This window comes from Parapedobacter sp. GCM10030251 (assembly GCF_042666505.1).
Classification (GTDB): domain Bacteria; phylum Bacteroidota; class Bacteroidia; order Sphingobacteriales; family Sphingobacteriaceae; genus Parapedobacter.
Window position 1 is genome coordinate 642,035 of sequence record NZ_JBHTDN010000001.1, and the last position, 14,882, is coordinate 656,916.

The 14,882-nt window shown below is 48.2% G+C and carries 12 protein-coding genes; 5 read left to right on the plus strand and 7 right to left on the minus strand.

The features are described from left to right. Nucleotides 1-180 precede the first annotated feature (180 nt). Nucleotides 181-3,021 carry a prolyl oligopeptidase family serine peptidase gene (locus ACFQRK_RS02695; RefSeq protein ID WP_379003370.1) on the minus strand — a complete coding sequence of 947 codons (2,841 nt, stop codon included), beginning with the start codon at nucleotides 3,019-3,021 and terminating at the stop codon, nucleotides 181-183. A 206-nt stretch (nucleotides 3,022-3,227) separates the two neighbouring features. On the opposite strand from ACFQRK_RS02695, the gene ACFQRK_RS02700 reads away from it, so the two are divergent. Together ACFQRK_RS02700 and ACFQRK_RS02705 are read left to right on the plus strand one after the other, a co-directional pair. Then, nucleotides 3,228-3,935 (plus strand): ABC transporter ATP-binding protein, encoded by a 708-nt coding sequence (locus ACFQRK_RS02700; protein ID WP_379003371.1) that lies wholly within the window; start codon nucleotides 3,228-3,230, stop codon nucleotides 3,933-3,935. Between the two features lies 1 nt (nucleotide 3,936). Continuing rightward, nucleotides 3,937-6,498, plus strand: coding sequence for an ABC transporter permease (locus ACFQRK_RS02705; RefSeq protein ID WP_379003372.1), 2,562 nt, complete (start codon nucleotides 3,937-3,939; stop codon nucleotides 6,496-6,498). 7 nt (nucleotides 6,499-6,505) lie between these two features. On the opposite strand, the gene ACFQRK_RS02710 is transcribed toward ACFQRK_RS02705, so the two are convergent. The 4 genes from ACFQRK_RS02710 to ACFQRK_RS02725 are packed head-to-tail and all read right to left on the minus strand — an operon-like array spanning nucleotide 6,506 to nucleotide 10,637. Then, nucleotides 6,506-7,942, minus strand: coding sequence for a serine hydrolase domain-containing protein (locus ACFQRK_RS02710; protein ID WP_379003374.1), 1,437 nt, complete (start codon nucleotides 7,940-7,942; stop codon nucleotides 6,506-6,508). A 35-nt stretch (nucleotides 7,943-7,977) separates the two neighbouring features. Continuing rightward, the gene (locus ACFQRK_RS02715) at nucleotides 7,978-8,721 is read right to left on the minus strand and encodes a LytR/AlgR family response regulator transcription factor (protein WP_379003376.1); all 744 of its coding nucleotides are present in this window, start codon (nucleotides 8,719-8,721) and stop codon (nucleotides 7,978-7,980) included. Further along, nucleotides 8,718-9,761, minus strand: a complete 1,044-nt coding sequence (locus ACFQRK_RS02720; protein WP_379003378.1) for a sensor histidine kinase — start codon at nucleotides 9,759-9,761, stop codon at nucleotides 8,718-8,720. The genes ACFQRK_RS02715 and ACFQRK_RS02720 overlap by 4 nt, the downstream gene beginning before the upstream one ends. A gap of 9 nt (nucleotides 9,762-9,770) precedes the next feature. Continuing rightward, nucleotides 9,771-10,637, minus strand: coding sequence for a hypothetical protein (locus tag ACFQRK_RS02725; RefSeq protein ID WP_379003380.1), 867 nt, complete (start codon nucleotides 10,635-10,637; stop codon nucleotides 9,771-9,773). Nucleotides 10,638-10,874: 237 nt separating this feature from the next. Here ACFQRK_RS02725 and ACFQRK_RS02730 point away from each other — a divergent pair, with 237 nt between their 5' ends. Then, on the plus strand, nucleotides 10,875-11,213 hold the full coding sequence (locus ACFQRK_RS02730) for a DUF3276 family protein (protein ID WP_379003383.1): 339 nt from the start codon (nucleotides 10,875-10,877) through the stop codon (nucleotides 11,211-11,213). A gap of 75 nt (nucleotides 11,214-11,288) precedes the next feature. Next, nucleotides 11,289-12,149, plus strand: coding sequence for a neutral zinc metallopeptidase (locus tag ACFQRK_RS02735; protein ID WP_379003386.1), 861 nt, complete (start codon nucleotides 11,289-11,291; stop codon nucleotides 12,147-12,149). 22 nt (nucleotides 12,150-12,171) lie between these two features. Here ACFQRK_RS02735 and ACFQRK_RS02740 read toward each other — a convergent pair whose 3' ends face one another. Together ACFQRK_RS02740 and fabG are read right to left on the minus strand one after the other, a co-directional pair. Then, a complete protein-coding gene (locus ACFQRK_RS02740; protein WP_379003389.1) occupies nucleotides 12,172-13,152 on the minus strand; it encodes an acyl transferase in 981 nt (326 codons plus the stop codon). Nucleotides 13,153-13,164: 12 nt separating this feature from the next. Continuing rightward, on the minus strand, nucleotides 13,165-13,908 hold the full coding sequence (fabG, locus tag ACFQRK_RS02745) for a 3-oxoacyl-[acyl-carrier-protein] reductase (RefSeq protein ID WP_379003391.1): 744 nt from the start codon (nucleotides 13,906-13,908) through the stop codon (nucleotides 13,165-13,167). A 158-nt stretch (nucleotides 13,909-14,066) separates the two neighbouring features. On the opposite strand from fabG, the gene ACFQRK_RS02750 reads away from it, so the two are divergent. Next, nucleotides 14,067-14,879, plus strand: a complete 813-nt coding sequence (locus ACFQRK_RS02750) for a serine O-acetyltransferase (protein ID WP_379003393.1) — start codon at nucleotides 14,067-14,069, stop codon at nucleotides 14,877-14,879. Nucleotides 14,880-14,882: the final 3 nt, after the last annotated feature.

The following is a 14,882-nucleotide window of genomic DNA, read 5'->3' on the forward strand; positions in this document are numbered from 1 at the left end:
TTTTTTAAATTCCGATCCAATATTCGAAAAAAAAAATGACATTTCATTATTTTTTTGATAAAAATGAAAATATTTTTTGTGTTTTATGAAAAATTCCGCCGTTTTGTTGGTTATTGTTGCGTTATTTCTAATAAAACATGCATATTTTTATGGTCGGTGCGCGACAATGTTGTGTTGAAATTAGTTTTCAAAGCCCCAATCAATACCCTTTAGGGTTGCAGGTACACCCTTTTCTATCCAAGGAGCTGCGGGTTTACCCTTGAGAAAATGATCAAAAAACTCCAATTCACGGCGTTGAATGTCTTTACGGTTTTGCCGTTGTACCAAATTGTGTGCCTCGCCATTGTAGTTGAGTAGCCAAACGGGTTTCTGTAACCGGCGCAATGCGGTAAACATTTCGATACCTTGATACCAGGGAACGGCACCGTCGGCATCGTTACTCATGATGGCCACCGGCGTGGTTACGTTGGGCAGGTGGAATAAAGGTGAGTTTTCGATATATAAAACCGGGTTCTCCCACAGTGTGGCGCCTATGCGGCTTTGGGTACGCTCATACTGGAACTGACGGTTCATGCCACTTGACCATCGAATGCCCCCATATGCTGACGTCATGTTGACAACCGGCGCGCCGGCCCAAGCTGCTGCATACATGTCGGTGCGGGTTATCAGGTGAGCCACTTGGTAGCCGCCCCAGCTTTGCCCTTGGAGACCCAGTTTCCCGCCATCTACCCACGGTTGTTTTTTTAGTTCTTCCATGCCCGAATTGACGTATTCTTCAGCTGATCGCCCGGGATGACCGATTTCATAGCGGATATCCGGAGCGAAAACGAGGTATCCATTGCTTACAAAGAAGCTGATGTTAAGGCGCGACGGCGTTGGCGTCGGCGGAATGTAGGTGTGTAGGCCGTCTGACAACCTTTCGTAGAAGTAGGCAATGACGGGATATTTTTTTCCGGGGTCAAAATCTTCTGGTTTGTATAGGATACCCTCGGCCGCGTATCCCCGCGGCGTCGTCCATTTCATCAGTTCGGCCGTTCCCCAGTTGTAATTTGCCTGCTGAGGGTTAAGGGTGCTCAATTTGGTTTCGCTTATAAAATCCGCCGACGCGTATAGGTCGGGAGCGCTTACGTAATTTTCTTTGGTATATACGTACTGCTCGCTTTCTGCAGCTTTTTGGATGGCACCAAAGCGGAAAGGTCCCATGACAATTTTCTTGGGGTCGCGATTATTGCGTCCGTTGGATATATACCAGCCGTTTTCCTTGGTGATATGACTAAATGCGGCCAAAACCAGGGGTTTGTTTCTGTCGATAATCGTGGGTTTTCCGCCTCGCCTTGAAGAACGCGCACCTTCAGGAAAATGAGTGTATCTAAAGGTAATTTGCTCGCTTCGGCCTACGCCGTTTGTAAGGATTCGGCGTTCGGTGCCGTCAGGACTAAATACCCAGATGTCATATTTGTCATTAATGAACACCTCTTCGTCCTCTTCACCCCAACCAGCAATGCCGTAACTGTTGGGCTCATCCGGCACGTCATTGTCTTCATCGGAGAAGCTGACGGGCAGATCAACGTTTAACCGTACGGTAGTGCCCGACCCGATGGTGTGATTATACCAGCTGCTATCCGATCGGCTATGCCAGATAACGTATTTGCCAGTCGGTGAAAGGCCGATAGCCCCCCGGATGCTATCCGCTATTTTTTTTCGGCTTCCGTCCGTTGTGGATACAATATATATATCCTGGAGCGATCCCGTCTGCCATTGCGTTTCGATGCGCCTGCCAACGTCGGTCGTACCCAATGCAAATTCGTTATCGGCATCATACGTCAACCGTACTTCAGGCACCTGTTCATCTGCCAGTGGAATGACTTTTCTTCCTTGCTTCGGATACGTAACAGCAAGGTAACTCCGGTTTTGCTCGTTCCGGAGATTGACCAATTGCTGGGTTTGGAGATAATCGTCTTTCCAATGCCAAATATCCACGTTGGCATGTTCAAATTCTACCAGGGTGGTGTCTTTTGTCGGCGGAATGGGGGCAATGCCAAAAAAGAGCTTTTCGCCGTTTTTGCTAAACCTCACATCACCATTACCACTTACATACCAATCGGGCGGTACACCCTCGGTGTGCGTGTCGGCGATGATGATGGCTGTATCTTGTGCGGGGACGTAATAATACAATTTAAATGCCTTCTGAAGGGATTTTTCGGGACTTTTATCTGCCGTAAACGCCAGCTGACCGGCAGATTCGTCAAATGCAATGTTTTTATAGACGCCTTTTCCGCGGCTGATGTGATGAGAGGCCTTGGTTGCCAGATCGTAGTAATACAGTCCGGCGTCTGCGCCCACACTATCTTTTTCCGCTGCATTGCGTACAAATACCAAAGCGGTTCCTTCTTTGTTGAAAAGGTAGGAGTCCACCCGCTCAAACGTGGTTTCTTCGCCGCTTGGCAGATGCCGTATATGCAACATGGATATTGCCTTTTTGTTCGACGGGTCGTTTCTATTGGTGCTATCGGTTTGCAGCGTGTCTCTGGGGGTTTGGATGCATTCGCTTAAATACGCGAGGTATTCACTCGGCTCTTCGGGAATCTGATACGATTTAACCTTTGGTATTTTAATGAGCGAATCGGTTTCCAGGGCAAATATCGCCAATGAGTCCTTGGGCATCTCCTCTGGTTTTTTCTTTTTGATGCGTGCTGTTCTCGTTTCGTGGAAAAAAGGTTTGATCAATGCGATGAGAAACCGCTGGTCTGCAGAGAAATCGGCCTGAAATCCCCGGTTGATTTTTCCTACCTGCTGATTGCGCGGTGTGGTGATAATCAATTCGGCGTCGCCTTCTTGCGGGGTTACCGTATAAAAAACGAAATTTCCGTCCGGGGAAATTCCGGATGAACCAATGCTTTGCCAGCTATCGTACACGCTGTGATCCAAAGGTTTTTTTTGTGCGTACGTGGCGTGGAAAGCCAATACTAACGGTATAAAAAAGACGGTGTTCCGTCTGATAAAAGAAAGTTGGATTTTCATGGTGCAATATTGGCACAATTCGCTGTAATTAGGCGTTGCTGTAATATTTTTTTTACAAGCTTGTCCAGCTGCTCGGCTATTTCGGCATTTTCACGTAACAAAGCTGTGGGTCACGTGTCAAAATCCCTGTTCCTGCGTTATATCACAATGAGGTTTCTTGTCCTGATTGCAAATAGTTTTATTTTTACGGGGAATCTTGGATTTAAATGAAATTGCACGTGGCGTCTATATTAAGTGTAAAGGAAGTTGGTAAAACCTATGAAAGCGCAGGTAAATCTTTAACCGTTTTGCAACGTATTAGTTTTGACGTCGAGGCGGCTTCAACCGTATCGATTGTAGGGCCCTCCGGAAGCGGAAAGACAACACTGTTAGGGTTATGTGCGGGGCTGGACCGTGTAAGCGAGGGAAGTATCGTATTAAACGGGATCTGTTTAGATGAACTTGGCGAAGACGACCGGGCGGCGGTCCGAAATCAGTACGTAGGTTTTGTTTTCCAGAATTTTCAGTTGTTGCCCACGCTGACCGCCCTGGAAAACGTAATGGTGCCCCTTGAACTGCGCGGCGACTCCGGCAGTCGAAGCCGGGCATTGGAACTGCTGGATAAAGTCGGCTTGGCCGATCGGAGTCACCACTATCCCTTGCAAATGTCGGGAGGCGAACAGCAACGGGTTTCGATAGCCAGGGCCTTCTCCAATTCGCCCAGGATTTTATTTGCTGATGAACCGACAGGAAACCTGGATGCAGAGACCAGCGATACGATCGAACGCCTGTTGTTCAACCTCAATACAGATATGGGAACCACGCTGGTGCTGGTGACGCACGATATGGAATTGGCATTCAAGACCCAGCGTGTCATTCGTATGAAAGGCGGCGCCGTGATTTCGGATGAGGCAACGAAACCTAGTGCATTGTAAGATGGCAGTCACCTCACCGCGTAATAGATTGGCCATCTCCTGGATAGTGCGTATGGCATGGCGGGACAGCCGCAGAAGCCGTTCACGGTTGTTTTTGTTTGTTTCATCGATTGTCATCGGCATCGCTGCGTTGGTGGCGATTTATGCGTTGGGCGATAACCTCGAAAAAGATATCGACAACCAGGCGGCCTCGCTTGTGGGAGCTGATCTCGTGATCGACAGTAATCACCCGCTGGAGAAAGAAGAGCAACGGCTTATCGATTCGGTCAGAGGTTTAAGCAAGGGACACTCCGAAGAGCGGAGCTTCGCCTCCATGGTGCTGTTTGTTAAAAATGGCGGTACCCGCTTGGTGCAGGTAAGGGCTTTGGGGGGTGACTTTCCCTATTACGGAAAACTGGAAACTGTGCCGGAATCGGCAGGCACCAGTTTCAGAGACCGCCGGCAGGCATTGGTCGACAAAACACTCATGCTGCAATTTGGCGCGGAAGTGGGCGATTCCGTAAAAGTAGGTGAAGTCATGTTCGAGATCGCCGGTCGCTTGGACCAATCTCCGGGCCAAAGTGGGATTTCTACGGCGGTAGCACCGGCTGTATTCATTCCATTGACGTATCTGGATGCTACCGGACTTAGTCAGAAGGGCAGCCGGATTAATTACCATTACTATTTCCATTTGGCCGATGGAACGAATGCTGACGCGCTTGCCAAAGGTCTGGATTCATTGCTTGAAGTGCACCGGATGGGGTATGATACGATCGCTTCACGTAAACAAGACACCGGAAGGTCATTTTCCGATTTGAATAAGTTTCTGTCGTTGGTGGGCTTCGTGGCCCTGTTGCTCGGATGTATCGGCGTTTCCAGCGCCATCCATATCTACATCAAGGAAAAGCTGAGCAGTATTGCCATTCTTCGTTGTCTGGGAGCCAGCTCACGGCAAGCATTTTTGATTTTTCTTGTACAGGTGATCGGTGTGGGATTGGTCGGTTCGGTAATCGGGGCGATGCTTGGAACCCTTATCCAACAGGTGTTGCCGCTGATTTTCAAAGATTTTGTTCCCGTTGATATCAGCAGCGACCTGTCCTGGCCTGCCATCTTGCAAGGTATCGGTTTGGGGGTTTGGATATCCGTCCTGTTCGCCTTGCTGCCGTTGATCGGCATCCGGAATATTGCACCCCTGAATACACTGCGGCTATCGTTAACTACCCAAAATCCGATTAAGGATAGGTTGAGCTGGATTGTCTACGGCCTGATTGGCTTGTTTATCTTCGGCTATGCATATTTGCAGTTGAGCGGTTTTTTGCAGACCCTCGTTTTTACGACCGGTGTTGCCTTGGCATTTGCCGTATTGTTCGCGACGGCAAATCTATTGATTTGGTTGGTTAGACGCTTTTTTCCGGTGTCCTGGAGTTATTTGTGGAGACAGGGGCTTTCCAATTTATTCCGTCCCCATAACCAAACCGTGATCTTGGTAATTTCGATCGGGCTTGGCACGGCTTTCATTGCGACGTTATTATTGGTTCAGGAAATGCTTATCGCACGCGTTTCTTTGTCTGCAAGTGACAACCAGCCTAATATGGTACTTTTCGACATCCAGTCATCTCAAAAGCAGGCTATATCCCAATTGGTTAAGAGCCAGGATCTCCCTGTGATGGATGAAGTGCCGATTGTCACCGTGCAACTGGAAGCGATCAATGGGATTACCGCAGATCAGGCACGGGCCGATAGTACCCTTCAGGTGTCGAGACGCGCTTTAGGAGGCGAGTTGCGAACTACCTACCGTGCGAGGTTGAGCGACTCGGAAAAGGTCACCTCCGGTAAATGGATCGGCAACACCGTTCCTGGAGACACTGCACGCGTATCATTGGAAGAAGGATATGCCAACCGGATCCGTGTATCTATCGGGGACACGCTTTTGTTTAATGTACAGGGCGTCAGAATACCCACTATTGTGGGCAGTTTGCGAGAGGTGGACTGGAATCGGGTGCAGACGAATTTCCGGTTGATCTTTCCGATGGGGGTGATTGACCATGCTCCCCAATTCCATGTACTGATGACACGTGTTCCAGACGAGTTGGTATCCGCCCGGCTGCAGCAAGCTGTTGTGAGGCAATTTCCCAATGTATCTATCATCGACCTGGGACTGATCTTATCGGTATTGGACAAGATTTTGGATAAAATTGGTTTTGTGGTCCGCTTTATGGGAGGGTTCAGTATAATCACAGGCTTTGTCGTGCTGGTCGCCTCGGTGATGATCAGTAAGTATCAGCGAATCAAGGAAAGCGTTCTTCTTCGCACCATGGGCGCATCGAGAAAGCAGATTTTAGCGATCACCGCACTCGAATATTTCTTTTTGGGGTTGCTGGCAGCATTCGCCGGGGTATTGCTGGCCTTGGTCGGCGGCTGGGCGCTGGCTGTTTTCAGCTTTGAGGTACCCTTCGTGCCGAACTTGCTTGCAATGGGGCTGTTGATCCTAAGCATTACGGCAATCACGGTTGTCGTTGGCCTTTTGAATAGCCGGGGCATCACCCTGCGCCCGCCTCTTGAAATCCTGCGTAAAGATGTATGAGCGTAGGTTACTTCAGCATGTATTTTAAAATCGCCAGCGCAACCGAATCCACGGGTTCTGCCGTGTTGGACAGCACAACAATGGCCATTTTTCTGTCCGGAGTTAGAGCAAGGTAACTGCTGCTTCCGAACGTGCCGCCATTGTGCCAATAGATGAGTTCGTCTCCGACTACGTTCATGTGCCAAGCCAGTCCGATGTCCGTATCCGGGGGATTGAAATACGTGAACTGGCGTGTGAGTGCCAGCGCATGTTCCAAATCGGTTTCAGGCATTTTAAAATGCGCCTTGGCATATAACAGTAAATCGGATACGGTCGACTTCAATGATCCGTGCGCGGTAAACGCATCAAATGTCCATAAAGGTGTCTCTGCACCTTTTTCATTATACCCCTTTGCTACATACTGGCTGTCAGGATTCGGATGTTCCGTCGTATTTTTCAATCCCAAGGGCTGACAAATGATTTCCTTTACCATCTCGTCGTATGGCTTTCCATAGACGGTTGAAAGGATATCGCCCAATATGCCAAAACCAAGGTTGCTGTATTGATACAGGGAATCCGGCGGAATCTCCGCTTTATAGGATTTCAGGTAGGTGTATAAGTGTTCTTTTGTGTAACCGTGGTACGGGTCTAGGGAATTGCTAGCCGCCGATGCTTCGATGTTATCAGGCATTCGCGGGAGGCCGGAAGTGTGATTGGCCAATTGCATCAGGGTAATCCGTTGCAGATCGGGGTTTGCAGCAACCGAATCGGGCAGATACTTGGTAATCGGATCATCCAGACTTACTTGCTGGAGCTGCGTAAAATAGGCAAGTAAAGTCGCGGTGAAGGTTTTGCTGACAGAGCCGATTTCAAACAATGTATTTTCGTCGGGAAGCTGTTTGTTTCCGGTCTCGGTTTCCCCATAGTAAAAGCCGCTGGTTTTGCCTGCGTTGATAATACCGATGGCCAGTGCATGGGTATGGCCTTTGCGGCTGTAGCTTAATGCTACCGAATCTACGTACCGATCGAATTTGGATGCCGACGTGTTACCGGATTCGGTGGGGGGCGTTTTCTCAGGAGCCGGATCGCCCGCATAGGGCTGAAAAAGAAAGACATCGATCTTGTTGAGGCTGTCCAACCCCAAAACCAATTGCAGGGGGGTGCTGATGAAATTCAACTTGTAAATGCCCGTGCCTTTCTCGTAGTTTTTTAATTCAGCCGACTGAATCTGTCCCAACGGATAAAGTTGTTGGGACATAACCGTTTGGAACGCCTGCAGGGAAAGGGATTGCTTGAATTTCGGACTGCCCAACGCATAAATCGAATCAGTCTCCTGTTGATTGAAATGGTACTCGATTTTATTAAATATCGCCTGATTGATCCTTCGGGGAGTATCCGCCTCTTGTGCAAACGCCGATGATAATAAAAACAATGAACTTAATAAGACACAGGTGGTTCTGATCATGATTCCAAACATCTGGCAAAATTAACGAAACGTATTTACATTCCCAGCAATTGTTTCAGACGGGTATAGCCGTTTTTGCTTACGTTTACTTTTTTGCCATCGGATAGGACCGCAATGTGTCCCTCTTTTTCATGGGGTTCCAGCCGGATAATGTGGTCAATTTTGACAATAAATGAACGGTGAACGCGAACGAATTGGAGGGGGTCCAACTGCTCCTCAAAGGAAGCCATGGTTCTGTTCTTCAAAAATGTGCCCTCATCGGTGTGGATTTTCACATAGTCGTCATCCGCTTCGAGGCAAATCATGCTGGCTGTCGGAATGATTTTGATTTTGGTGCCGGTCTTAACCACAATGCGCTCAAGTTTGCCCGGCGTATGGCTTACGTCGTCGATTAGCTTTCGCGTGTTTTCCCTGTCCGTCGTGAGCTGGCGGGCGTCGAGAAATTTCGCAACGGCCTGATCAAAGCGGGCTTTGGTAATAGGTTTCAGTAAGTAGTCGACCGCATGCTGTTCAAACGCTCGTATTGCATGGTCGTCAAAAGCGGTGGTGAAAATGACAGCCGGTTGTTTGTCAATGATTTCCAGCATTTCAAAGCCGTTGATTTTCGGCATCTGGATATCCAGGAATATCAAATCCGGCTGGTGTTGCATAATCGCCTTGGCACCTTCAAAACCATCGTTGCATTCGGCTACCACGGCTATTTGCGGATAACTTTCAAGGTACTCAGCCACCATGCTCCGTGCCAAAGGTTCATCATCTATCAACACCGCTTTAATCATAATTGGGGAATCTTGATTATGCTGGTAAAGATATGCGTTGTAGCGTGAGTTTCCAACAAATCTGTCCGTCCAAACAATAAATATAAGCGGCGCTCCACACCGCGAAGTCCGAATCCAGTACCTCTCCGTGGTTTATTGCTTTGGCTATCGTACGGATTTTCGATTTGTATTTCCAACATGTGATTGTTGCAAGAGCAAGCGACCTCGATGGTCACACGTTCCGTCGTATCATACAAGCCATATTTGATGGCATTTTCCACCAGCGGTTGCATAATCATCGCGGGTAAGGTCTTCGTCAAGCACTCCTCGTCATAGGTTACCAACGTTTCCAGCCGATGTCCGAAACGTACTTTTTCGATGGATAGATACAGTTGGAGGTGCTCTAACTCGTCTTTCAGGGCGATTAACTGTTGGTCGTCCTTTCGTAGCGTACCCCGTAAAAAATCCGACAGTTGAAAGGTCATGTTTCGGGCTTCCTCAGGTTTACGGCCAATGAGGGCAATAATGGAATTAAGGCTGTTGAAGAGAAAATGAGGTTGCAGCTGCTGTCGCAGGTTGTAAAGCTCTGCTTCACGTGCAAGGCGTTCTGCGTCAGCTTTCCGCTGCTCGTTTTCCTTGTATTCCTGCTGGATGTTCCAGAGAATATTGATGATAGCGATCCAGGCAATGAGCAATGCATTAATAAAAAAACGCAGTGGCAATGACAAGTCTATCTGACCGAGGTAATTTTTGTCAGGAATGATGAATTGTAATATCCAGCGATCCAGGGATACGCTGATTGCAGCCAAAACAAGTCCCCAGATGACAATGTAAAAATAACCTTTTCGGCGGGGAAGGTAGTGATTCAGGGCATTGGCGATGACGTAGCAGCAAAGTGAGGTCAACGTCGCACTTACCAGACTGTCGTTCAGCGCCAGGTTAAAGTCAACTTCAAACCACCAGAGCAGTGCCGTTTGAATGAACGCATAGATCATCCAGATGATAAAACAGCTGATGTTAATCAGTCGTTGTCTGGATGAGATATAGGGGATACTGCTCACGTATATCGATTAAATGCTTTTGATGGTAATTCCTCCAAATAACGAAGTACCCTTTATATAAACCACCTTTTGTTCATCCTGAGGGATGCCTTGCGTAAAGCGTTTATCATCCACTTCGCCGAATACCGATACCACGTCGGAATGGATTTTCCAGTGCGACGGTACGATGATTTTTATTCCGGCGAAAATCTGGAACACATCAATGATCACGGGTTGTTGGATATCCGCTTGGATCAGGTTGATGTCGGTACCTCCGCAGATATTTACCACTTCCCCTCCCTGAAAGCGTTTGGTAATAATGGTCTTTTTTACATCGCCGAAAATCGAAGTAGACCTCAGGTAGTCTTCGCTTGAAAAGGTGTTTGTAAATTCTTCGGATGCTTCGGTCTCGTTAAACGCGGAAGCCCCGCCGGGGGCAGGGCTATCGGTTGGTTCATTTACCACACGTTTGTCCCATTCGTAATCGCCCGAATAGGAACGATTGCGATAGCGCTGTCGGCGATCCGGTCTTGGCGAGATCGGACCGGAGCGCCCCCTGCCCAACAATAGCCACAAGCCAATGCCAATGATTATAGCAGGCCACAGGATCGGACCTATGGAAAAACCGGTAAGATTCCTTAACAGAAAGAAGGCCCCGATTCCCAACAATATATAGGAGGCTGGGTTCCTGAAGTTTGAATTGCCACCAATGATGAGGCCGACGGCAATGAGTATCGACGGCCACATATTGCCCCAATTGAATAGCCAGTCGGGAAAGAGCCAATCAAGTCCCAGTTTTCCCGCAAGCAGTATGGTGCCAATGCATACGATAATGATTCCGGCCCACATTCTGCCTGCATTGGAGCTATAGCGTGTTGGGCGATGTTGCGTATTCATTCTAGTTGGTTAAAATCTTTTTACGTTAAAAATTACTTGTTCAAAGGTATATCGATTCCATGCGTTCTGCAAGCATCATTAGGTGATCGACGGCTTTTTCTCGGTAAATTGCCGATTTATTTCGGTGAAAATATGCCAAAAAATATTTTTTACAATTTAAGGGAAAGATTTGCATTAATGAACTAAATTCTTTTATATTTATCCCGATTCTGACAACAAGAAATAAAAAGCTTAACAATGGGAGATTTTGACAACAAAGAGCGTGAGGAGGTTTTTTCAAAAAAGGTAAGGGCAGGTAAGCGCACTTATTTTTTCGATGTAAAGGCGACGCGATCCAATGATTATTACATCACGGTCACGGAAAGCAAAAAGCGGTTTGAGGACGGCGTGTTTATCAAACATAAAATATTCCTGTATAAAGAGGATTTTGAAAAATTCGCGGAAGGGCTGAATGAAGTCGTTGATTATATCAAGGCCCATCAGGAAGTAGTTGAAAAACGCTACGAACCCGGTTATGAAAGTAACGGTGTTGAGGTGGCTGAGGATATCGATTCCAAAGATGACTTTTCTTATTAACCAATAAGCAACAATCTTGTAGAAGAGCCTTGCATCCATGTGAGGCTTTTTTAGTATCCATCAAATTTTACGATTATGCGTTGGAAAGGTGGCAGACAAAGCGACAATTTTGAGGATCGGCGGGGAATGTCTTCCGGAGGTAAACTTGCATTGGGAGGCGTCGGTGGTGTTATTGTGTTGATTATCGGGCTATTGCTTGGTGGGGATCCCCAGCAGATGCTGGAACAATTGCAGACCACGGGTACGCAGACCTCGGAGGTGCCGGTTGAGATTAGCGCTGAAGAAAGGGAGCTGACCGAGTTGGTTCGGGTAGTTCATGCCAGCACAGAAGACGTATGGCAGACTATTTTCCGTTCCCAAGGCCGGGAATTCCGTTCGAATACGCTGGTGTTGTATCGCGACCAGACGCCCACGGATGGATGCGGTATGGGCGCTTCTGCCTACGGTCCGTTTTATTGTCCTGCCGATGAGAAAGTGTATATTGATCTTAGTTTCAATGATGAATTGCGGAATCGCTTCGGCGCGACGGGTGAATTCGCGATGGCCTATGTGTTGGCGCACGAAGTGGGGCATCACGTTCAGAAGTTAACCGGGGCAATGGATAAAGTAAATGCGGCGCGGCAGCGCCTCAGCGAGGTTCAATATAACAAGTTGCAGGTGATGTTGGAACTGCAGGCCGACTTTTATGCAGGCGTGTGGGCGCATCATTCCAATAAAAATTCGGACGTTTACCTGGAGTATAACGACATCCGGGAGGGGATGGAAGCTGCTGCGGCCGTTGGTGATGATCGCTTGCAGATGCAGTCGCAGGGGCATGTCGTGCCGGAAGCCTTTACCCACGGTACTTCTGAGCAGCGGGCTTATTGGTTCAAAAAAGGATTTGATACGGGCGATATGCAACAGGGGGATACGTTCAGCGACCCGAGTCTGCAATAAGCTGAATAAGGACCGGACTATTTTATTGCACTAACAAGTTGCACCCTCTGATATCACTTTGATCAAAGCGACCCAATACTTCGAAATGCCCGTCGGAATATGTCTTCCCTAAATCTTGCGTGGCAATGAAGGAACAGGAATGGATGTTAGCCAGGTCTATGACATTGATGCCGCCTGTACGGCCGTCCGGAAGGACGTTAAATGGGTCGTTTGTATCCCGGATGACGACCTTCATCCAAGGTGGGCAACGGAATAAACCCTTTCCGGTTGAATAGGCTTGGGATAACAATTCGGTCATTCCGTATTCGGAATGTATTGCATTGACCTTAAATCCATCGCGAAGCCGGTCGTGTACTTCCTCCCGGATCATCTCCCGCCGGCGACCCTTCATGCCTCCCGTTTCCATGACCACCAGCTCCGGAAAGTCGGCCCGGTAATTTTCCACGAAATCCAACAGCGCATAGGTAACGCCGACCAGCAACGTTTTACCGCCGGTTGCTTTCAGGTGTTGTAAACGATCAAATAGCTCTTGGTGGTTGTACAGGAAGTAGCCGCTTAACGGATTCCTGCTTTCGCGGATTAAGTCATCTACCATGTAGATAAGCGACGACCCTTCCCGCTCGACGTAGGAGGGAAGAAGTGCCAGAATGGTCCAGTCCGTTGGAGCGCCGTAAAACTGTTCGAAGGCCGTACGGAAGCTTTTTTCATAGATGCCTACATCCGCCACATGGTGTTTGCTTTGTACGCTGCCCGTGGTGCCTGAACTACTGAAGGTTAACTCCGGTTCCTGAGCTACCGATACGATGCGGTGCTGCTTGAAGAATTCAATAGGCAGAAAGGGGATAGCTTCCGGCTGTTTTACAGTATCCGGATCTATACCCAACAAAGCAAGGTATTTGGCATATACCGCACAATGGTGGGATTGATACCCGAAGATTTCCAGGCAGCTGCTGTCAAATTCCTGCGGTGAAGCGATGGAAAATATACGGTCTGCCGATACCATTTTCCTGAATCGCTATAACATTCCGCCACACACGGAAAGAACTTGTCCGTTGATGTACGAAGCGAGGTCAGAGGCGAGAAACAGGCAGGCGTTGGCGACGTCTTCGGTTTCTCCGGCCCGTTTCAGCGGGATGTTTTGCTCCCAGCCTTCCACGACTTTCGGGTCCAGGACTTCGGTCATTTCCGTTCGTATAAATCCGGGTGCAATGACATTCGTACGGATGTTGCGCGATCCCAACTCTTTGGCAATCGATTTGGAAAAACCGATGATACCGGCTTTCGAGGCGGCATAGTTGGCTTGTCCGGCGTTTCCCTGTACGCCAACTACCGAACTCATGTTGATGAACACACCTTTGCGGTTTTTCATCATGATCTTAGAAGCGGCTTTCGTGACGTTGAAAACCGATTTTAAGTTTATGTCGAGTACGTCGTCCCACTGGTCTTCCGTCATCCGAAGCAGGAGGCCGTCCTTGGTAATCCCGGCATTATTGACCACCGCGTCAAGGGTGCCAAATTCGGAAACGATATCATTGACTAATTTTTCGGCTTCGTCAAAAACGGATGCGTCCGAACGGTAGCCTTTTATTTTCGTGCCATGAACCTGGAGTTCCCTTTCAAGGGCTTCTCCTTTCTCTACAGATGACAGGTAGGTAAATGCTACATTTGCACCGTGCATGGCAAATGTTTCCGCTATTTTCCGGCCAATTCCTTTGGATGCACCGGTAATTAGTGCTGTTTTTCCTTCGAGTAGTTTCATTCGTTATACTGTCTATATGCTATTACAAGGTATGAGCGCAAACTTAGAAAAAAATAACGACCTGTCACTGCAATTTAAATTATTGTAATAATTAACCGACATTGTTGTTAAGCTGCAAATTATTTGCGTCCTTAGCTTCGTTACAACGACGACAAACGATGAATGACGAGTTTTTTAGTCAGCTTTACCGTAAGCAACAAGAAATCAACGATGTGCCGCCTAATGGGGTGATCGCAGGCTGGGCACTGGGCTTACTGGATTTACTGTTTCCCGAACGCCAAACGCATCCCGACCGGACCGTTGAACAATTGAAGACTCAATTTTCCCAGTCTGAAAAGGAACTGGTGGGTATTTTAAATCGAACCAAGGCCTGTGAAGATTGCAACAACGGCTTGGTTGTGACGCAATTTTATGGATCGCTGCCTGAACTGCAGCGGATGATGTATACAGATGCATCGGCGATTTATGAGGGTGATCCAGCAGCAACCAGTCAGTTTGAGGTGATCCGTACCTATCCGGGATTTTTAGCCATTGCGCTCTATCGCCTTGCACATCAGCTTATGGTGTTGGATGTGCCGCTTCTTCCGCGCATCCTGACGGAATATGGCCATTCGCAGACGGGTATCGACATTCATCCCGCGGCGCAGATTGGCGAACATTTTTGTATTGATCACGGCACAGGCGTGGTGATCGGAGAAACGGCAGTAATTGGTAATCAGGTAAAAATTTACCAGGGCGTCACGTTGGGAGCAATGAGCGTTGAAAAGTTCCTGGCGAATACGAGACGGCATCCCACGATACAGGACCGGGTGGTAATCTACGCTGGAGCGACCATCTTAGGCGGTGATACGGTCGTCGGACACGATAGCGTAGTTGGCGGTAACGTATGGCTTACATCCAGCATCCCACCGTATACTACCGTTTATCATCAGTCTACCGTAAAAATTGTTGATTCAAAAGCAACTCATTAGGTA